The 18188-nt window shown below is 66.4% G+C and carries 20 protein-coding genes; 15 read left to right on the top strand and 5 right to left on the bottom strand.

Annotated features, from left to right (window positions below; all coding sequences use genetic code 11):
- Positions 1-59: 59 nt before the first annotated feature.
- The gene (locus IP86_RS07160) at positions 60-1706 is read left to right on the top strand and encodes an acyl-CoA dehydrogenase family protein (RefSeq protein WP_054161828.1); all 1647 of its coding nucleotides are present in this window, start codon (positions 60-62) and stop codon (positions 1704-1706) included.
- A 248-nt stretch (positions 1707-1954) separates the two neighbouring features.
- Here IP86_RS07160 and IP86_RS07155 read toward each other — a convergent pair whose 3' ends face one another.
- Together IP86_RS07155 and ruvX are read right to left on the bottom strand one after the other, a co-directional pair.
- On the bottom strand, positions 1955-2341 hold the full coding sequence (locus tag IP86_RS07155; protein WP_054161827.1) for a YchJ family protein: 387 nt from the start codon (positions 2339-2341) through the stop codon (positions 1955-1957).
- Between the two features lie 42 nt (positions 2342-2383).
- Positions 2384-2866, bottom strand: coding sequence for a Holliday junction resolvase RuvX (ruvX, locus tag IP86_RS07150; RefSeq protein WP_054161826.1), 483 nt, complete (start codon positions 2864-2866; stop codon positions 2384-2386).
- A 172-nt stretch (positions 2867-3038) separates the two neighbouring features.
- On the opposite strand from ruvX, the gene IP86_RS07145 reads away from it, so the two are divergent.
- The 4 genes from IP86_RS07145 (at position 3039) to IP86_RS07130 (ending at position 5028) form a co-directional block, all read left to right on the top strand.
- On the top strand, positions 3039-3275 hold the full coding sequence (locus tag IP86_RS07145) for a hypothetical protein (protein ID WP_054161825.1): 237 nt from the start codon (positions 3039-3041) through the stop codon (positions 3273-3275).
- Positions 3276-3360: 85 nt separating this feature from the next.
- Positions 3361-4437 carry an NAD(P)H-dependent flavin oxidoreductase gene (locus IP86_RS07140; protein ID WP_054161845.1) on the top strand — a complete coding sequence of 359 codons (1077 nt, stop codon included), beginning with the start codon at positions 3361-3363 and terminating at the stop codon, positions 4435-4437.
- Positions 4438-4520: 83 nt separating this feature from the next.
- Positions 4521-4808, top strand: coding sequence for an Asp-tRNA(Asn)/Glu-tRNA(Gln) amidotransferase subunit GatC (gene gatC, locus IP86_RS07135; protein WP_054161824.1), 288 nt, complete (start codon positions 4521-4523; stop codon positions 4806-4808).
- Between the two features lie 13 nt (positions 4809-4821).
- On the top strand, positions 4822-5028 hold the full coding sequence (locus tag IP86_RS07130) for a hypothetical protein (protein WP_054161823.1): 207 nt from the start codon (positions 4822-4824) through the stop codon (positions 5026-5028).
- 3 nt (positions 5029-5031) lie between these two features.
- Here the strand turns inward: IP86_RS07130 and IP86_RS07125 are convergent, their stop codons facing one another.
- Together IP86_RS07125 and IP86_RS07120 are read right to left on the bottom strand one after the other, a co-directional pair.
- Positions 5032-5271 (bottom strand): BrnA antitoxin family protein, encoded by a 240-nt coding sequence (locus IP86_RS07125; protein ID WP_245290562.1) that lies wholly within the window; start codon positions 5269-5271, stop codon positions 5032-5034.
- Positions 5264-5551, bottom strand: a complete 288-nt coding sequence (locus tag IP86_RS07120; RefSeq protein ID WP_054161844.1) for a BrnT family toxin — start codon at positions 5549-5551, stop codon at positions 5264-5266. The genes IP86_RS07125 and IP86_RS07120 overlap by 8 nt, the downstream gene beginning before the upstream one ends.
- A 195-nt stretch (positions 5552-5746) precedes the next feature.
- Between IP86_RS07120 and gatA the strand changes: the two genes are divergently transcribed.
- Together gatA and IP86_RS07110 are read left to right on the top strand one after the other, a co-directional pair.
- Entirely contained in the window at positions 5747-7225 is a 1479-nt protein-coding gene (gene gatA / locus IP86_RS07115; RefSeq protein ID WP_054161821.1) for an Asp-tRNA(Asn)/Glu-tRNA(Gln) amidotransferase subunit GatA, read from the top strand.
- A gap of 77 nt (positions 7226-7302) precedes the next feature.
- Positions 7303-8403, top strand: coding sequence for a sensor histidine kinase (locus IP86_RS07110; protein ID WP_054161820.1), 1101 nt, complete (start codon positions 7303-7305; stop codon positions 8401-8403).
- Between the two features lie 2 nt (positions 8404-8405).
- Here the strand turns inward: IP86_RS07110 and IP86_RS07105 are convergent, their stop codons facing one another.
- Positions 8406-9341 (bottom strand): GlxA family transcriptional regulator, encoded by a 936-nt coding sequence (locus IP86_RS07105; RefSeq protein WP_054161819.1) that lies wholly within the window; start codon positions 9339-9341, stop codon positions 8406-8408.
- A gap of 103 nt (positions 9342-9444) precedes the next feature.
- Here IP86_RS07105 and IP86_RS07100 point away from each other — a divergent pair, with 103 nt between their 5' ends.
- From IP86_RS07100 to IP86_RS07065, 8 genes are all read left to right on the top strand, one after another.
- Entirely contained in the window at positions 9445-9948 is a 504-nt protein-coding gene (locus IP86_RS07100) for an isochorismatase family protein (RefSeq protein WP_054161818.1), read from the top strand.
- A 128-nt stretch (positions 9949-10076) separates the two neighbouring features.
- Positions 10077-10490 carry a DUF7662 domain-containing protein gene (locus IP86_RS07095; protein WP_054161817.1) on the top strand — a complete coding sequence of 138 codons (414 nt, stop codon included), beginning with the start codon at positions 10077-10079 and terminating at the stop codon, positions 10488-10490.
- On the top strand, positions 10459-10905 hold the full coding sequence (locus IP86_RS07090) for a type II toxin-antitoxin system VapC family toxin (RefSeq protein WP_054161816.1): 447 nt from the start codon (positions 10459-10461) through the stop codon (positions 10903-10905). The genes IP86_RS07095 and IP86_RS07090 overlap by 32 nt, the downstream gene beginning before the upstream one ends.
- A 25-nt stretch (positions 10906-10930) precedes the next feature.
- On the top strand, positions 10931-12415 hold the full coding sequence (gatB, locus tag IP86_RS07085) for an Asp-tRNA(Asn)/Glu-tRNA(Gln) amidotransferase subunit GatB (RefSeq protein ID WP_054161815.1): 1485 nt from the start codon (positions 10931-10933) through the stop codon (positions 12413-12415).
- A 511-nt stretch (positions 12416-12926) separates the two neighbouring features.
- On the top strand, positions 12927-13073 hold the full coding sequence (locus tag IP86_RS07080; RefSeq protein WP_054161814.1) for a hypothetical protein: 147 nt from the start codon (positions 12927-12929) through the stop codon (positions 13071-13073).
- 676 nt (positions 13074-13749) lie between these two features.
- Positions 13750-14016, top strand: a complete 267-nt coding sequence (locus tag IP86_RS07075) for an SEL1-like repeat protein (RefSeq protein WP_054161843.1) — start codon at positions 13750-13752, stop codon at positions 14014-14016.
- 136 nt (positions 14017-14152) lie between these two features.
- Positions 14153-14599, top strand: coding sequence for a cache domain-containing protein (locus IP86_RS07070; protein ID WP_054161813.1), 447 nt, complete (start codon positions 14153-14155; stop codon positions 14597-14599).
- Between the two features lie 409 nt (positions 14600-15008).
- Positions 15009-18089 (top strand): autotransporter domain-containing protein, encoded by a 3081-nt coding sequence (locus tag IP86_RS07065; RefSeq protein WP_197279672.1) that lies wholly within the window; start codon positions 15009-15011, stop codon positions 18087-18089.
- Positions 18090-18188: the final 99 nt, after the last annotated feature.

Genomic DNA, 18188 nt, shown 5'->3' with positions numbered 1-18188 from the left:
TGGCGCGGGTTTCTGCGTAACATGCGCGCGAATCTCTTTGCCTCCCGCCGGGAACACTCATGACGCAGCCGTCTTTCGCGACCCACGAGGTCTTCAATCAGTCGCCGGCGTTCGAAGACGTCGATCTGTTCGGCGCCGACCGGCCGCTGGTCGAGGCGGTGACGTTCAACAATGCCGGCCACGCGCATGTCGAGCTCGAAGCCTTCGGCCGGACCTGGGGCTCGGCCCATATGGCCGAGCGCGGCCGGCTCGCCAACGAGCATTCGCCACGGCTGAAGACGTTCGACGCGAAGGGCGTCCGCCGCGATCAGGTCGAGTTTCATCCGACGTATCACGAGCTGATGCAGGAGAGCTTTCACGCCGGCATCCACAATTCGACCTGGGACGCGCACGGCCATTCCGCCGGCGGCTCGTCCGAAGTGGCGCGCGCCGCCAAGTTCTACATGGCTGCGCAGGTCGAGACCGGGCATCTGTGCCCGGTGACGATGACGCGCGCCTCGGTGGCGGCGCTCGCCGCGCAGCCGGATCTGCTGGCGCAGGTGATGCCGGTGCTGAGCACCAAGCGCTACGACTCGTCGTTCGTGCCGTGGCCGGAGAAGCGCGGCATGAGCATCGGCATGGGCATGACCGAGAAGCAGGGCGGCACCGACGTGCGGACCAACGCCACCCGCGCGATCCGCGATGGCGACGCCTATCGCATCATCGGCCACAAATGGTTCATGTCGGCGCCGATGTGCGACGCCTTCCTGGTGCTGGCGCAGGCCGAGGAGGGGCTCACCTGCTTCTTCATGCCGCGCTTCAAGCCGGACGGCTCGATCAACGAGATCCATTTCCAGCGCCTGAAAGACAAGCTCGGCAATCGCTCCAACGCGTCGTCCGAGGTCGAATTCACCGGCGCCTATGCGCTGCCGGTCGGCGAGCCGGGCCGCGGCATCCGCACCATCATCCAGATGGTGCAACTGACGCGGCAAGATTGCGCGATCGCCTCCGCCGGGCTGATGCGATCCGGCCTCGCGCATGCGCTGCATCACGCGCGGCATCGCAGCGTGTTCCAGAAGCACCTGGTCGATCACTCGCTGATGCAGTCGGTGCTGGCCGACATGGCGCTGCAGGTCGAGGCGTCCGTGGCGCTGGTGATGCGGCTGTGCCGCGCCTTCGATCAGGCGCCGCACGATCATCACGAAGCCGCCTACATGCGGCTGATGACGCCGGCGGTGAAGTACTGGATCTGCAAATCCGCGCCGCCGTTCCTGTACGAAGCGATGGAGTGCCTCGGCGGCAATGGTTACGTCGAGGAAGGCATTCTGGCGCGGCACTATCGGGAAGCTCCCGTCAATGCGATCTGGGAAGGCTCCGGCAACGTGATGTGCCTCGACGTGCTGCGCGCGATGTCGAGCGAGACCAATGCCGGCACCGAAGTGCTGCAGATCTTGATTCAGGACACCGCCGCGCTGACCGGCGGTCCGGCGGCCGCGAGCCTGGTCGCCCGCGCGTTGCTGCAGGTCGACAACGAGCGTACCGCGCGGCTCGCGGTCGAAACCCTCGCCAAACTCGCCGCCGCCTCCGCCCTCAACGAAATCCACCCCCCGCACGCCGAACTGTTCGCCCGAACGCGGCTGACGCCGGAGCCGGCGATGATGTACGGGGCCGCCGACCTCACCGCCGAACAGGCGCGGAGTTTGCTGGCACGGGCGCTGCCGGAGTAGTTCGAAGCCGGCCCGCTTTCGGGCTCGAACTATCCCCGTCATGCCCGCGCTTGTCGCGGGCATCGACGCCTTACGGGCGAGACATTATGCCAAGACGTGGGTGGCCGGGACAAGCCCGGCCATGACGAGTCATTAGCACGAACTCTCCCCGTCATTGCGAGCGCAGCGAAGCAATCCAGCTCCATGCACGGCGCTGGATTGCTTCGTCGCTGCGCTCCTCGCAATGACGGCGAGGTGAGGGCGGGGGCTTAGTCGACCGCCTCGCGTTCCGAGAAGTACCACTTGCCGCGATGCTTGCGGAATTGCGAACGTTCGTGGTGCATTTGCTCCGGCCCGTTGCCGCGTTGATAGCGGGCGATGAATTCGACGGTGCCGCGGCTGCCTTTTTCCGAGCTGCTCAGCACCTGCAGGCCGAGGAACGACGACTGCTCGAGCCAGGCGCGGTTGGCGTCGTGGTCGAACAAATCGGTCGTGTCGGGATCGGTGGTTTCGACGATGTAGTCGAAGTCCTTCAGAACGTAGGCGGCGTAGCGCGAGCGCATCAGCGCTTCCGGCCCCAGCGCCGGCCGCGTTCGCGCGAGCAGGGGGCCGCAGCAGTCGTCGTAGGCTTTGCCCGATCCACAGACGCAGTTCATTGCAAAGACACCATCATCGCCTTTGTCGACGCGGCGGCGCGATCAGCCGGCGCGGCCGAGCGCGGCGAGCCGGTCGAGCGCGCCCTGCAGAATATAGATCGCGGCGTGTTCGTCGATCACCTTAGCGCGCTTGGCGCGGCTGACGTCGTTGGCGATCAGTTCGCGCTCGACCGCGGCGGTCGACAGCCGCTCGTCCCACAGTCCGATCGGCAGTTCGGTCAGGCGGGAGAAATTGCGCGCGAAGGCGCGGGTCGATTGCGCGCGCGGGCCTTCGCTGCCGTCCATGTTGAGCGGCAGGCCGAGCACGAAGCCACAGGCCGCGCGCTCGGCGGCGAGCACCAGCAGCCGCTGCGCGTCGGCCGTGAACGCCTTGCGGGCCACGGTTTCGATACCGGTCGCGACCTTGCGGTCCGGATCGCAGCCGGCGACGCCGATCGTCTTGGTGCCGAGGTCGAGGCCGAGCAGGGTGCCGCGTGCCGGCCAATGCGCGGCGGCTTCGATCAGCGGGAGAATGAGAGCAGGCATGCCGCCGCATAGCACGCGGGGGCGATCGCGCAAAGGCGCGGGCCGGGGCGGCTTTGGTCGAAGCGGGGCGGCGCGCTCGGATCGATCCGAAGCAGGTCACAACACGCTTGCGCGCAGGGGGCGATCGTTGCGAGATAGCACCCGGACTGGACGGCTCGGACAGGTTGGAGAGATGGACGCGCTCGGTTGGATCGGATTGGCCGCGGTCGCCGTGATGGTGCTGAGCTACGCGCTGGAGGATCACAGCGTTTGGTTCGTCCTGGTGTTCGCGATCGCCTGCGGGCTCGGGGCGATTTCCTGCTTCCTGCACGGCGTCTGGCCGCTCGGCCTGATCACCGCGGTATGGGCCGGGATCGCGCTGCGCCGGTTCCTGCTGAAGTTGCGTCCGGCTGCGTCCGACGCGGCATAGCGGGCCGCCCCGCCGCTGTGCTACAGCGGCGCAGGCCCGCAACGGCGCGCGCCGTCTCCTCATCCTTTCATCGTGAGTGTCGATCATGTGGCCGGACCGCCGTCTCCTCGATCTGTTCGCTATCGAGTTTCCGTTCCTGCTGGCGCCGATGGCCGGCGCGATGGATTCCGAGCTCGCGGTCGCGGCTGCGCGCGGCGGCGCGCTGGCGTCGCTGCCCTGCGCGATGCTGAGCCCCGACAAGGCGCGCGAACAGGTCGGCATCTTCCGCCAGCAGATCTCCGCGCCGCTCAATCTCAACTTCTTCTGCCACACGCCGGTCGCCGCCGATCCGGCGCAGGAGGCGGTGTGGAAGCAGCGGCTCGGCGCCTATTATCAGGAGCACGGGATCGATCCGGCCGCGCCGGTGCCGGCCGCCAGCCGCGCGCCGTTCGATGCGGCGATGTGCGAGCTGGTCGAGGAGCTGAAGCCCGAAGTGGTGAGCTTCCATTTCGGTCTGCCGGAGGCTTCATTGCTTGATCGGGTCAAGGCGAGCGGCGCCAAGGTGATCGCCTCGGCGACGATCGTGCGCGAGGCGATCTGGCTCGAGGAGCACGGCGTCGACGCGATCATCGCGCAAGGCGCGGAGGCCGGCGGCCATCGCGGCATGTTCCTCACGAGTTCGGTTGCGCAGCAGCCGGGGCTGTTCGCGCTGCTGCCGCAAGTGGTCGACGCCGTGCATGTGCCGGTGATCGCGGCCGGTGGCATCGCCGACGGCCGTGCCATCGCGGCGGCATTCGCGCTGGGGGCCACCGGCGTGCAGATCGGCACGGCCTATCTGCGCTGCCCGGAAGCGCGGACCAGCGAGCTGGTGCGCGCGGCGCTGGCCCACGGCACAGACGAGGCGACGGTGATGACCAATGTGATGACCGGGCGCCCGGCGCGCGGCATCGCCAACCGGGTGATGCGCGAGGTCGGCCCGCTGTCGGCCGACGCGCCGGCGTTCCCGCATGCCGCCGCCGCGCTCGGCCCGTTGAAGGCTGCGGCCGAGAAGCAGGGCAAGGTCGACTTCACCAATCTGTGGGCGGGGCAGGCGGTGCGGCTCGGCCGCGACATGCCGGCGGCGGAACTGACGCGGGCGCTGGCGGGCTCGGCGCTGGCGCGGCTGAGCCGGCTCGCCGGCTGATCCGGCTTGGCCGGCAAGGTTGCGGCGCCAAAGCCCGCTCTGCTATACGGCGCGGATCGTCATCTCGGGAAAGGCCATATATAATGTCGGTCGATGCCGCCACCGTCCGCCGCATCGCGCATCTGGCGCGGATCGCCGTGACTGATGACGAGGTGCCGCATCTGCAGGGCGAACTCAACGCCATGCTGGCCTTCGTCGAGCAGCTCTCGGAAGTCGATGTCGACGGCATCGAGCCGATGACCTCGGTGACGCCGATGCAGATGAAGAAGCGCGCCGACGTGGTCAATGACGGCGAGATCGCCGATCAGGTGACGGCCAACGCGCCGGCGACCGAACAGCATTTCTTCGTCGTGCCGAAAGTGGTCGAGTAACAGGAACGCGCCGATGTGCCTGCTGTGCGACGACGAGAAGGCCTATCAGGCCTATATGGACTACCTCGACGCCATGGAGCGCAAGGGCAAGGTCGTCGATCAGGACAGCGCGATCAACGCGGTGCTCGACGGCTTGCAGGCCGCCGACAAGAAGAGCCGCGACGCGCCCGAGAACGACAAGACGCTGTCGCCGTTCTTCTGCAGCCCGATCAACAAATAGGCCTCAGGCCTTCTTCAACTTGCGCACCTTGCGCAGGTCGGCATTGATCTGCGACTGCCAGCCGCGCCCCAGCGCCCGATATGCGTCCAGCACGTCTGCGTCGAGCCGCAGTGTCACCGAACTCTTCGGCTGCGCGCCAAGCGGCGGCCGGCCGCGACGGACGACCTGGTCGCCGACCCGAACCTCTCCGCTGCGGAAGAATTCATCGAGCAGTTCGGGCGCATCGTCCGGATCGTCAGTCAAAGGCTTCCCGAAGGAGGGCGGTCCAGCGGACTTCTTCCTTGGCATGACAGTACCTCATCGAAATCACGTGGCGGTCGCTGCCTCGAGGCGTCCACACTATCACGACCATCCTTGACCCGACGTAGCCGGCGGTGATGTAGCGGCTCTCGCCGTAGTCGAAGCGATCGTCGAGCTTGGTCACGGTGCGCTTGGCAAACGCCGCTGCGGCATCGGTCGCAAAGTCGAGACCGCGATGCCGCCGTGTCCAATCCCGCTTTGCCGGATCGAAGGTGATCGCCATGGAATTATGTAACTACAATAATATTGTGGTCAATGGCTGAATCTAGTCGCGCCGGCCGGACCGCCACAATCGCTTCAATTGTCGAAGGCCCTGTGCTAGCCAGCGCTACAACCGAGCCGCACGATCCGCGGCGCCCGTGACGGCCTGGCGCCGGCTTTGACTCCAGGCGTGCTTCGAACCCGTGACCGATCCGACATGACCGACCTGACATCGCTGACGCTCGCCGAGGCCCGTGAAGGGCTCGCCGCCAAGTCTTTTACCGCGGTCGAACTGACCGACGCGCATCTGAACGCGATCGAGGCGGCGCGCGTGCTCAACGCCTATGTGGTCGAGACGCCGGACGAGGCGCGCCAGATGGCGCAGGCGGCGGATGCGCAGATCGCCAAGGGCGAGGGCGGGCCGCTGGCCGGCATCCCGCTCGGCATCAAGGATCTGTTCGCCACCAAAGGCACCCGGACCACGGCGTGCTCGAAAATCCTCGGCGACTTCAAGCCGACCTACGAGTCGACGGTGACGACGCAGCTGTGGCGCGACGGCGCGGTGTTGCTCGGCAAGCTCAACAACGACGAATTCGCGATGGGCTCGTCGAACGAGACTTCGTGCTTCGGCCCGGTGGTCAATCCGTGGCGCCGCGCCGGCTCGGATGCGCAACTGGTGCCGGGCGGCTCGTCGGGCGGTTCAGCTGCGGCGGTTGCCGCCGGCCTGTGCCTCGGCGCCACCGCGACCGACACCGGCGGTTCGATCCGCCAGCCTGCGGCGTTCACCGGCACGGTCGGCATCAAGCCGACCTACGGCCGCTGCTCGCGCTGGGGCATCGTGGCGTTCGCCTCGTCGCTCGACCAGGCCGGCCCGATCGCCCGCACGGTGCGTGACAGCGCGATCCTGCTGCGCTCGATGGCCGGCCATGATCCGAAGGACACCACCTCGGTCGATCGCCCGGTGCCGAACTACGAAGCCGCGGTCGGCGGCTCGGTCAAGGGCATGAAGATCGGCATCCCGAAGGAGTATCGGCTCGACGGCATGCCGGCCGAGATCGAGAAGCTGTGGTCGCAGGGCGCCGAGTGGCTGAAGGCCGCGGGCGCCGAGCTCGTCGAGGTGTCGCTGCCGCACACCAAATACGCGCTGCCGGCCTATTACATCGTCGCGCCGGCCGAAGCCTCGTCGAACCTCGCCCGCTACGACGGCGTTCGCTATGGCGCGCGCGTCAATGGCCGCAACATCGTCGAGATGTATGAGGCGACCCGCGCCGCCGGCTTCGGCGCCGAGGTCAAGCGCCGAATCATGATCGGCACCTACGTGCTGTCGGCCGGCTATTACGACGCCTATTATCTGCGCGCCCAGAAGGTCCGCACCCTGATCAAGCGCGACTTCGAGCAGTGCTTTGCGCAGGGCGTCTCGGCGATCCTGACCCCGGCGACGCCGTCGGCAGCGTTCGGCATCGGCGAGAAGGGCGGCGCCGATCCGGTCGAGATGTATCTGAACGACATCTTCACCGTCACGGTGAACATGGCCGGTCTTCCCGGCATCGCGGTTCCGGCCGGCAGCGACGCGCAGGGTCTGCCGCTCGGCCTGCAACTGATCGGCCGGCCGTTCGACGAGGAGACGCTGTTCTCGCTCGGCGAGGTGATCGAACAATCCGCCGGACGCTTCACGCCGCAGAAGTGGTGGGCGTGAGCGTCTGCCCGCGCACCGCTTTTGCGTTGCGTTTCTTCCGCGCTGCGGCCATGCTGACCGTGGGCAGGATTTGTTGAATGAGCGCTGACGAAGGGGTGCCGTCGTCGCAGGGCGTCGACGGAATTTTAGGCTCGTCGGAGATTGCGGTCGCGATCGAAAACGACCGCTACAAGCATCTGCTCGACAATGTCCCGGTCGCCGTCGCGGTGTCGCGCGGCAGCGCCGACGCGCAGCGCATCGCCTATATCAACAAGGCTTTCGAAGCGCTGCTCGAACTGTCGCCCGCCGATGTCGAAGGCCAGAGCTGGACCTGCCTCGATACGCTGGTCAGCGAAGACGATCCCGCCAGGACGCTCGGCGCCGCGATCCGCGTCGGCGAGGATTTTCTCGGCGTGTTCCGGCCGCTGGCGCCATCGGACCGCGTGCTGATCGTCCAGGCCTATGCTTCGGTGATCGAGAGCGAGGACGGTCTCGAGAGTTTCCGGATCGCCGCGCTGGTCGATGTCGGCGGCCGCGAGCGCGCCCAGATCGAACGGTTCGAGACCCAGATCCGCGAGCGCGACACGCTGATGCGTGAGCTGCAGCACCGCGTGAAGAACAACCTTCAACTCGTCACCGCGCTGGTGCGGCTCGAGGCGCGCTCCGCCGCCGAGGGCGAGACCGTGGCGCTGGCGCGGCTCGCCAGCCGGATCGATGCGCTGACCGCGCTGTACCGGATCCTCTCGGCCGAGAATGCCGGCGGCAACGACATCGATCTCGGGCAGTATCTGTCTGACGTCACCGAGGCGGTGATGCAGGCCAACGGCCGCGACGAAGTCGCCTATGAGGTGTCTACGGTGTACTGCCCGCTGTCGGTCAACATCGCGATGCCGGCCGGGCTGCTGGTCAACGAGATGCTCACCAACGCGCTGAAATACGCTTTCGTCGGCCGCAGCGGCGGCCGCATCAAGGTGATCTGCAGCGTCGAGGCGGGCCGCGTCTCGGTGGTGGTGTCGGACGACGGCGTTGGCCTGCCGGAAGGGCTGGAGTGGCCGTCGCCGCGCAAGCTCGGCGCGCTGATCCTGCAGACGCTGAAAGAGAACGCCCGCAACGTCGCCTTCAATGCGAAGACGATCCGCGGCCAGGGCACCTGGTTCACGCTCTCCTTCGACGCCGCGCCAACGCCCGCGCCGAATTAGCTTCAGTCCAGCCGCTGCCGCGCCAGCCATTGCCGCGGTGTGACCCCCAGCTCGGTGCGGAATGCCGTGCGTAGCGCGGCCGCATCCGGAAAGCCGCAACGCGCCGCGACATCCTCGAGCCCGCGCGCGCCGCCGGCGAGCAGGTCCTGCGCCCGCGCGAGCCGGACGCGGCGCAGCCAGTCGCCGAGATTGCCGCCGGTTCGCGCACGGATGTGCCGGGTGAGGCTGCGGCGGCTCATGCCGGCACGCAGCGCTAACTCATCGAGCGACGGCGCGGACGCCGGATCGGCGCGCAGCTGTTCCAGAACATCGGTGATCCTGCGATCGGCGGACGAGCCGATCGCGGGGCGTGCGATCAGTTGCGGCTGTTCACCCGCGCGCTGCGGCGCGACGACAAGATGGCGTGCGACGCGGTTGGCTTCGGCCGTGCCCGAGATCCGGCCGAGCAGATGCAGGCAGCAATCGAGACCCGAGGCGATGCCGGCCGACGTGAGAACCTGTCCTTCGTCGACGAACAGCGCGCCCGGATCGACCGAGACTTGCGGATAGCGCGCCGCGAAGCTCTCGACACGCGCCCAATGCGTCGTAGCACGGCGACCGTCGAGCAGGCCGGCTTCCGCGAGGCCGAACGCGCCGAGGCAGAGTCCGACCACCATCGCGCCGCGCGCCTCCGCGGCGCGGAGCTCGGAAATGATTGCGGCGGGCATGGGTTCATCGGCGTCACGCCAGCCCGGCAGAATGACGACGTCGGCCTCACGCGCTGCCGCGAGCGGCAATGGCGCTTCGATGGTGAGACCTCCGGTTGCGGAAAACCTCTGCTGAGCCGCGCAGACGTCGACGCGATGTCCGCCCGCGAGAAACGGCTCGCCGAAAACCGCGAGCGGTGTCGACAGCATGAAAGGACTGATCTGATCGTAAGCGAGAATGGCGAGCCGCATTGGCCCAATTTAGCCGAATAATGTCTATCAGGCCACTGATCCGTGGCGATGCGGCGGCCTAGAGGGAGAGGGTGTTTCGGCCGAGGAGCCAAAGGAGAGACCAATGGCACGCGCACTTCTCGTCATCGACATTCAGAACGACTACTTCGCCGGCGGCGCCTTGCCGCTGTGGCAGGCCGAGGAGACGGAAGCGCGTCTCGTCGCGGCGATCGGCAAGGCACGCGCCGCCGGCGATCGCGTCATTCTGGTTCAGCACGTCTCCACCGCGCCTGCCGGGCCGTTCGTCGCCGGCAGCGCCGGCGTCGCGATCCGCCCCGCTATTCTCGCCGCGGCCGGCGGTGCGCCGATCGTCACCAAGCATGTCGCCGATGCGTTTCAGGACACCGACCTCGCGACCCATCTGAATGGGATCGACGAACTGCTGATCGCCGGCATGATGACGCAGAACTGCGTGGTGTTCACCGCGCTATCGCGCGCCGCCGATCGCTTGCGCGTCAAGGTGGTCGGCGATCTGTGCACCGCGCCGACCGGCGTCGTGCATCAGGTAGCGCTGAATGCGCTGGCGTCGAAGCTCGACCTCGCGACTGCCGGGGAGGTTTGGGCGTAGCAGACGGACGGCGGCTGCGGCGGTAAGGCCTGCCGCTGCAAGCGGCCATCCGCCGCCGCAGCCTGCCAAATCTGGACTTTCAGGGCCCAAATAGCTACTTTGGAACGGTCGTGACGGCGGAGGTCCTGATGGGCAAGTATGAACCGCTGACCGAGTTTCTCAAGCAGCAGACCGGCAGCGAAGTGCGGATGAGCTTTGCGCAGATCGAGCGCGTGATCGGCAGCAAGCTGCCGCCGGTCGCGCAGCGCCATCGCGCCTGGTGGAGCAACTCGCCGACCAACAACGTGATGACCAAGGCCTGGCTCGACGCCGGTTTCCGGAGCGAACAGGTCGACGTCGACAGCGGCGAACTGGTGTTCCGCCGCGACGAACAGGACAAAGCGCGGCCTGCGGCAGTCTCAGCCAAGACCGGACGCCATCCGTTGTTCGGATGCATGAAGCGCACCGTTCACATTCCCGACGGGGTTGATTTGACGGCACCCGCTGATCCCGAATGGGGCGATCTTGCCTATGGCGACGATTTGCCGGAGCGGCTGCGATAAGGTGGCAACGCTTCTGCTGGACACCTGTGCGCTGATCTTCTTCGCGACAAGCGACGAGGATTCGGGTGAGGCACGGGCGCACGTGCAGCAGGCTCACGAGACCGGGCAGGCCGTGGTGGTGTCGCCGATCTCGGCGTGGGAAATCGGCCTACTGGTTTCGCGCGGCCGCCTCGATCTGCTGATGTCGCCGCTGCGCTGGTTTGAGCAGGTGATGCAGCGGTCCGGTTTGTCGCTGGCGGCGCTGACGCCTGACGTGCTGGTCGCATCGTCGTTCCTGCCGGGCTTTCCGCATCGCGATCCGGCGGATCGGATCATCGCCGCCACCGCCCGCGAATACGGCTATCGGCTGATCACGCGCGATCGGTCGTTGTTGGCATATGCCCGGGAAGGGCATATTCAGGCGCTTGCTTGCTGAACCTGCGCTGCTCGAAGGACCTGCCATGAACGCACCCGTCAAACCGTCCCAGCTCCTCAAGGGCGCCACCGGCGATTGGGAAGTCGTGATCGGGCTCGAGATTCACGCCCAGGTGTCGTCCGACGCCAAGCTGTTCTCCGGCGCGGCGACGGAATTCGGCGGGGCGCCGAACAGCCACGTCTCGCTGGTCGACGCCGCGATGCCCGGCATGCTGCCGGTGATCAACGAAGAGTGCGTTCGTCAGGCGATCCGTTCAGGATTGGGACTGAACGCGCAGATCAACCTGCGCTCGGTGTTCGATCGGAAGAATTATTTCTATCCCGACCTGCCGCAGGGCTATCAGATCAGCCAGTACAAATCGCCGATCGTCGGCGAGGGCGTCGTCGTGGTCGATCTGCCGACCGGCGACAGCGTCAGCGTCGGCATCGAGCGGCTGCATCTCGAACAGGACGCCGGCAAGCTGCTGCACGATCAGGATCCGACATCGACCTTCGTCGATCTCAACCGTTCCGGCGTCGCGCTGATGGAGATCGTCTCCAAGCCCGACCTGCGTTCGTCCGAGCAGGCCAAGGCCTACGTCTCCAAGCTGCGCACCATCCTGCGCTATCTCGGCACGTGCGACGGCGACATGGAGAAAGGCAGCCTGCGCGCCGACGTCAACGTCTCGGTGCGTCGACCGGGCGAGCCGTTCGGCACACGTTGCGAAATCAAGAACGTCAACTCGATCCGCTTCATCGGTCAGGCGATCGAATATGAAGCGCGCCGGCAGATCGGAATCCTCGAAGACGGCGGCGCGATCGATCAGGAGACGCGGCTGTTCGATGCGACCAAAGGCGAGACGCGGTCGATGCGCTCGAAGGAAGAGGCGCACGACTATCGCTACTTCCCGGATCCGGATCTGCTGCCGCTGGAGTTCTCGCAGGCTTATGTTGACGATCTGAAGGCCGGTCTGCCCGAACTGCCCGATGCGAAAAAGGCCCGTTTCATCGGTGATTTCGGGCTGTCGGCCGACGACGCCGGGGTGCTGGTGAGCGAGCGGGAGAGCGCCGAGTTCTACGAGGCGGTGCTCGGCGGGCTCGCCGACAAGGCGCGCGACGGCAAGCTCGCCGCCAACTGGGTGATCAACGAGTTGTTCGGCCGCCTCAACAAAGATGGTCAGAGCATCGACAGCTCGCCGATCTCGGCCGCTCAGCTCGCCGCGATCATCGATCTGATCGGCGAGGGCACCATCTCGGGCAAGATCGCCAAGGAACTGTTCGAGATCGTCTGGGTTGAAGGCGGTGATCCGCGCGTGCTCGTCGAGCAGCGCGGCTTGAAGCAGGTCACCGATCTGTCCGCGATCGAGAAGGTCGTCGACGAGATCGTCGCGAACAATCCCGACAAGGTCGCGCAGGTCGCGGCCAAGCCGGCGATGCTCGGCTGGTTCGTCGGACAGGTGATGAAATCCTCCGGCGGCAAGGCCAATCCGCAGGCCGTCAACGATCTCCTGAAGCGCAAGCTCGGTCTGTAACGACGCCGCGCGCGTCGCTCGCGATCCGTCGCGGCGACGGCGCGCGCCGCCGTGCGCGCTCGAATCATCGCGCACGATTTCGTCCCGAAACCCCTCTGCGCCGGGCGTTTCCGGCGCCCGGCAGGGGGTGTGGACGAAAATATTTTCGTTGCCAAAATTCCCGACTCAGACTCCGCGCGGCGCTTCCGGCGCCCGACTCGGCCCGGCGCGAGGGTTCGCGGAATTGTTAGTTAGCGTACTAATCAGATTTCAGAAACCGTTGGCCTGCGCGGGCTTCCGCTGATCTTGACAAACGCCGACGTAGATTTTTCGCGGCTTAACGCGATCGCGCGGCGAATTGCGGGACGCGCCGATTTCAAAGACGCCGACGCGACGCGGCAAACAGCCATCAACACTTCCTTAAGCGGGACACTGTTTTTTTCGATGTGTTGGTGTATTCGGGAAGTAGTGCATCTCGATTCCCGAGTGCACGCAGCAGCAATCAGCCATCTCATTCTTATCGGAGGGCAACATGGCCAAGAAAGCGACGAAGAAAGCGGCGACGAAGAAAGCGGCGCCGAAGAAGGCGAAGACCGCGAAGACCGCGAAGAGCGCCGTGAAGAAGACGGCGAAGAAGACCACCAAGAAGGTCGCCAAGAAGGCCGCCAAGAAGAAGTAAGCTCGCTCACGAGCGAGTGCGCCGGCGGGGAGACCGTCGGCAGCGTCTTAGGCCCTCGACGATGTCCCGCAGCAGCGGCTTCGGCGAAGGTCCGATCGACGAGAGGGTGTCGGCGAGACATCAGGTCAAACGGCCGGTTCGATTTCGACGAGGGTTCGCCGTCGTCGGGCGTCCGGCAGAAGAAGCGGTTCTTCTTCGTACGGTGCGGATGCTGGGTCCGCAGTTTCACCGCGGTTTCCGTGGGTGAGATTTGATCCTGACGTGTTCGCCGACGCCCTCGTTCTTTTTTGCGCAGGTGTATGACGCCGCGCATCGCCCCGGTCTCTCACTTCCGGGCGCCGCGATCTCCCGCCGTTCCGTTCATCTTCGATCGCCCGATCCGCCGCCGGTTGTCGCCCGCGGCGCGATGCCGGCTGGCGCGATGGTTATCGGTTCGCCAAGCCGCACGGTAAACCGACCGTCAAGCGATCACGGAAGTCCCTGTCTCCCAGTGATTTTTGCAATTCGCCGCGGCGCGGCGCCCGGCGGCGTTCAGAATCCGTTCATCGCAACGCTTAAACTGCTCTTCAAATTTGAATGGTCAGATCGCCTTACACAAACACGCCGGGCCACGGCGGTGGGGAACGACAGATCAGAGGACAGGAGCCGCCCTCGGGCCGGCCGGATGGAGAGACAGATGCTGCAGGGATTTCTGAACACCGAGACTGCGCTGCCGATCGAAGCTGGTGAAAATCCGGATGTGTTGTTCGACCTCGGCCTGCTGTTCGCGTCGGGCCGCGGCGCGCCGGTGGATCTCGTGGCGGCGCACAAATGGTTCAACCTCGCCGCCCTGAAGGGCCGCGCCGATGCCATCGAGCTGCGCCGGGAAGTCGCCGCGCAGATGTCCGCCGAGGACATTGCCGCGGCGCAGCGCGAAGCCCGCGCCTGGATCACCTCGCACTAACTCGTCCGATATCCGCACGCGTGTAGCGGCGCCCGGTATCGACTTATGGTTCGTCCTAAGTCGCGCTGACCGCCGCTCGAACGCCCGGCTATCCTTCCCGCACGCTCCACCAAGGGAGCCTAACAGGAGGGAAGCCATGAAACTCACGTCACTCGTTTATCTCGTCGCCAGCGCGAGCCTGCTCGCGGGCTCCGCCGCGTTCGCCGGCGAGTTCGGCACCGCCGACGAAGCCAAGGCGATGCTCACCAAGGCCGCGGTCGCCGTGAAGGCCGACAAGGCCAAGGCGCTGTCCGAATTCGCCAAGGGCGAGGGCGGCTTCAAGGATCGCGACCTGTATCCGTTCTGCGGCGGGCCCGACGGCCTGTTCACCGCGCACCCGACGCTGACCGGCAAGAGCCTCAAGGACCTCAAGGACAAGACCGGCAAGGCGCTCGGCGAAGAGATCTACGCCACCGCCAAGGAAGGCGAGGTCAAGGAAGTCAGCTACATGTGGCCGCGCCCCGGCCAGACCGATCCGGTCCAGAAGGTCAGCTACGTCACCAAGGTCGGCGACCAGACCTGCGCGGTCGGCTATTACAAGTAATCCCACTCACCGTCATTCCGGGGCGTTCGCGTAGCGAGCGAACCCGGAATCCCGCGGTTGTGGAAACGTGCGGCGGTACGTCGTCGAGTTCCGGGTTCGCGAGCAGCGCTCGCGCCCCGGGATGACGCACGGAGAGAGGCTGCTGTCAGTCTTGCGGGCGGTGATAGCGATGCTGCGCGCCGCGCTCGTCTGCGTAGTTGCATCTCACTCGCGTCAATACGCCTGATGCAGAGATGCAACGCTTGTTGCCAATCTTTGCTTGGACGCAATCGTTAATGCGGTGTCACGAACTCGATAATTCCCCCGCGTAAAAACGTCGCAGCTGAGGCGCTTTTACAGTGGGGTGTACGAAATGCGTGCGGCGTATTGCGGTCGATTCAAGTCACGTTTGTTTCACACGACGGCCTTGGTGGCTGTCGCATGGGCCAGTTCGGCTCAGGCGCAGACGGCCAACGTCACCATTCAGAACGTCAACGCCTACAATCTTCTGGCGCCGTTCCTGGCGCTCAATTCGACGGCGATCGGGCAGGCGACCCTGCAGGCCAATCTGCAGCAATCGATCCTGATCAACAACACCGCCACCGCTGCCCAGCAGGCGATGGCGATCAGCGACAAGGCGCTGCCCGGCAGCGGCAGTTTCGCCACCAATATCACGCTGTCCGACGGCACCGTGGTCAGGCTCGGGCTCGGCGACAATCTCGCGGGCGGACTGCCGCTGCAGGCGATCCAGAGCAGCGGTTCCGGCACCGGCACGATCAATCCGATCCAGCCGGTCGGCGGCTATGGCCAGGTTCTCGGATCGATCTATCAGACCGGCATTCGCGCCAGCAACGCCAGCTCGGGGCCGCTCACCGCGACCTATAATTTGCTGAACAGCGGCTACAATTTCACCAGCTCGGACGTCTCGGCGAAGAACTACTTCGCCAACGGCACCACCAACGGCACCATCAAGGCGGTGGCGCCTGCGGGTTACACGCTGCCGACCTTCAACGGTCTGCCGAACACCACCGACAGCGTCTACGATCTGGCTTATGGCGTGACCAACAAGCAGGCCGGGCAGGGCATCTATGGCGACTCCCGCCCGGTGCAGGTGGCGCGCAGCTCGTTCAACGCCTTCGACCCGACCGCACTGGACGGCCTGACCACCAACCCGGCGTTCCCGAGCGGCCACACCAACTATGCCTATACGGACTCCATCCTGCTCGGCATGCTGGTTCCGCAGCTCTATCAGAGCATGCTGGTGCGCGCCTCGGAGTATGCCAACAGCCGCATCGCGCTCGGCGTGCATTATCCGCTGGACATCATCGCCAGCCGGGCGATGGCCAGCTACGATCTGGCGCAGGCGTTCAGCAATCCGGCCTACATCAACAACGCGGCGGTGACCGGCACGGCGGTCAATCTGCCGGCGCTGTTCACGGCGGCGCAAAGCGAACTGACCGGCTACCTGTCGACCGGCGCTGCTTCGCAGAGCTGCGGCACCATCACGGTGTGCGCCACCACCAACAATCCCTATGCGGCGTCGTCGAACCAGGCCGTGTATCAGCAGCGGCTGACCTACGGCCTGCCGACGCTGAGCTATGCCCAGGCGCCGCGTGAAGCCGCGCCGAGCGGCGGGCCGGACGCCTCGATCCTGCTCGCGCCGATCTTCGGCGGCAGCACGTCAGCGGCCAAGACGCTGGCGCCGAGCGGCGGCCTCTATGGCAGCCTGCAGACCGACACCATCAACCAGATCATCGTCAACACCGAAGGCGTCGCGCTGGCGGCGTTCTACGGCACGCCGCTGAGCTACTGGACCCGGCTCGATCTGTATTCGGCAATCGGCTACTTCCAGAACGTCACCGGCACCATCTCACTGGCCTCGAGCGACGTGGTGACCACCAATGTGATCGTCGCCAACACCGGCGTGCTTGCCGGCACCGGTACGGTCGGCGCCACCACCGTGCTGGCGGGCGGCGCGCTGCAGCCCGGCAACGGCGTCGCCGGGTCCTCGCTGAAGATCAGCGGCAATCTGGCGATGCAGGCGGGCGCTCTTTATCTGGTGCAGGCGTCGTCGGCCGGCACGCCGTTCACCAGCGTCAGCGGTTCGGCCTCGCTCGCCGGCACCGTGCAGGTGTCGTCGGCGACCGGCACCTATCGGTTCAACACGCCGACCACGATCCTCACCGCCGCGTCGCTCGGCGGCACCACCTTCGGCGCGGTGACGGCGCCCGCCGGTGTGACCGGCGTGCTGAGCTACTCGGGGACCACGGTGTCGTTGAGCCTGCAATCCGGCCTCGGCCAGATCGCCGGCCTGAACGACAACCAGCGCGCGGTCGGCGCCGGTCTCGACGCCGCCTTCAATGCCAATGGTGGCCCCGGTCCGCTGGGCGCGATCTTCACCGGCAATGTCGGGCAGAACCTCGCGCAGGCGGGCGGGCAGGGCACCAGCGGCGCGCAGCAGACCAGCTTCAATATGATGAACCAGTTCGTCGGCGTGCTGCTCGATCCCTCGATCGGCGGCCGCGGTCCGATGGGCCCGGGTACGGGGCCGTCCTCGGCTTTCGCCGAAGAAGGCGACGCGCTGTCCTACGCATCGAACGGTCGCAAGCGCTCCGGCGCGGAGCGCGACGCCTACGCGATGGCCACCAAGGCGGTGCCGCTGGCGGTGTATCAGCCGCGCTGGGGCGTGTGGGCGGCCGGCTTCGGCGGATCGCAGACCACCAACGGCGATGCCGGAGCCGGCACCGCCGACACCACCAGCCGGATCTACGGCGTCGCGGTCGGTGCCGACTATTACTTCTCGCCCGACACCGTGGCCGGCTTCGCGCTGGCCGGCGGCGCCACCAAATACGATCTCGGCAATGGGCTCGGCAGCGGCAAGTCCGACGTGTTCCAGGCCGGCGCCTTCGTCCGCCACGCTATCGGACCGAGCTATCTGTCGGCGGCGCTGGCCTACGGCTGGCAGGACGTCACCACCAACCGCACCCTGACGATCGCCGGGATCGATCAGTTGCAGGGCCGCTTCAACGCCAACGCGCTGACCGGCCGGGTGGAAAGCGGCTATCGCTTCGTCGCTCCCGAGGCGATCGGCCTGACGCCCTACGCGGCCGCGCAGGTCACCACCTTCATGCTGCCGTCCTACGCCGAAACCGGCACCGGCGCGTTCGGCCTCGCTTACGCCTCCAAGGACGTCACCGCGGCGCGGACCGAACTCGGTCTGCGCAGCGACAAGTCGTTCATCGTCGAGGACGCGCTGCTGACGCTGCGCGGCCGCGCCGCCTGGGCCCACGACTTCAACGCCGACCGCACCGTGACGGCCACCTTCCAGGCGCTGCCGGCCGCCAGCTTCACGGTGAACGGCGCCGCCCAGCCGCACGACCTGGCGCTGACCAGCGCCAGCGCCGAGCTGAAATGGCGGAACGGCATCTCCGTCGCCGCCACCTTCGAAGGCGAGTTCTCCAACGTCTCGCAGTCCTACACCGGCAAGGGCACGCTGCGTTACAACTGGTGAGCAGCTAGCAGCCTGTAAAAAGCAGAAGGGCTTGACCGCAAGCAACACCAGCGCGGTCAAGCACCCACCTCACACCACGTCATGGCCGGGCTCGTCCCG

This window comes from Rhodopseudomonas sp. AAP120 (assembly GCF_001295845.1).
Lineage (GTDB): Bacteria > Pseudomonadota > Alphaproteobacteria > Rhizobiales > Xanthobacteraceae > Rhodopseudomonas.
This window is presented reverse-complemented; position numbering and strand designations above follow the sequence as displayed.

What these genes read in the sequence shown, in the direction of transcription:
- gatC (WP_054161824.1), top strand. Translation starts at nt 4,521, where the DNA reads ATGTCGGTCGATGCCGCCACCGTCCGCCGCATCGCGCATCTGGCGCGG.
- IP86_RS07120 (WP_054161844.1), bottom strand. Translation starts at nt 5,551, where the DNA reads ATGGCGATCACCTTCGATCCGGCAAAGCGGGATTGGACACGGCGGCAT.
- gatB (WP_054161815.1), top strand. Translation starts at nt 10,931, where the DNA reads ATGAACGCACCCGTCAAACCGTCCCAGCTCCTCAAGGGCGCCACCGGC.
- IP86_RS07130 (WP_054161823.1), top strand. Translation starts at nt 4,822, where the DNA reads ATGTGCCTGCTGTGCGACGACGAGAAGGCCTATCAGGCCTATATGGAC.
- IP86_RS07105 (WP_054161819.1), bottom strand. Translation starts at nt 9,341, where the DNA reads ATGCGGCTCGCCATTCTCGCTTACGATCAGATCAGTCCTTTCATGCTG.
- IP86_RS07140 (WP_054161845.1), top strand. Translation starts at nt 3,361, where the DNA reads ATGTGGCCGGACCGCCGTCTCCTCGATCTGTTCGCTATCGAGTTTCCG.
- IP86_RS07090 (WP_054161816.1), top strand. Translation starts at nt 10,459, where the DNA reads ATGGCGACGATTTGCCGGAGCGGCTGCGATAAGGTGGCAACGCTTCTG.
- IP86_RS07155 (WP_054161827.1), bottom strand. Translation starts at nt 2,341, where the DNA reads ATGAACTGCGTCTGTGGATCGGGCAAAGCCTACGACGACTGCTGCGGC.
- IP86_RS07075 (WP_054161843.1), top strand. Translation starts at nt 13,750, where the DNA reads ATGCTGCAGGGATTTCTGAACACCGAGACTGCGCTGCCGATCGAAGCT.
- IP86_RS07100 (WP_054161818.1), top strand. Translation starts at nt 9,445, where the DNA reads ATGGCACGCGCACTTCTCGTCATCGACATTCAGAACGACTACTTCGCC.
- ruvX (WP_054161826.1), bottom strand. Translation starts at nt 2,866, where the DNA reads ATGCCTGCTCTCATTCTCCCGCTGATCGAAGCCGCCGCGCATTGGCCG.
- IP86_RS07160 (WP_054161828.1), top strand. Translation starts at nt 60, where the DNA reads ATGACGCAGCCGTCTTTCGCGACCCACGAGGTCTTCAATCAGTCGCCG.
- IP86_RS07070 (WP_054161813.1), top strand. Translation starts at nt 14,153, where the DNA reads ATGAAACTCACGTCACTCGTTTATCTCGTCGCCAGCGCGAGCCTGCTC.
- IP86_RS07080 (WP_054161814.1), top strand. Translation starts at nt 12,927, where the DNA reads ATGGCCAAGAAAGCGACGAAGAAAGCGGCGACGAAGAAAGCGGCGCCG.
- gatA (WP_054161821.1), top strand. Translation starts at nt 5,747, where the DNA reads ATGACCGACCTGACATCGCTGACGCTCGCCGAGGCCCGTGAAGGGCTC.
- IP86_RS07145 (WP_054161825.1), top strand. Translation starts at nt 3,039, where the DNA reads ATGGACGCGCTCGGTTGGATCGGATTGGCCGCGGTCGCCGTGATGGTG.
- IP86_RS07095 (WP_054161817.1), top strand. Translation starts at nt 10,077, where the DNA reads ATGGGCAAGTATGAACCGCTGACCGAGTTTCTCAAGCAGCAGACCGGC.
- IP86_RS07110 (WP_054161820.1), top strand. Translation starts at nt 7,303, where the DNA reads ATGAGCGCTGACGAAGGGGTGCCGTCGTCGCAGGGCGTCGACGGAATT.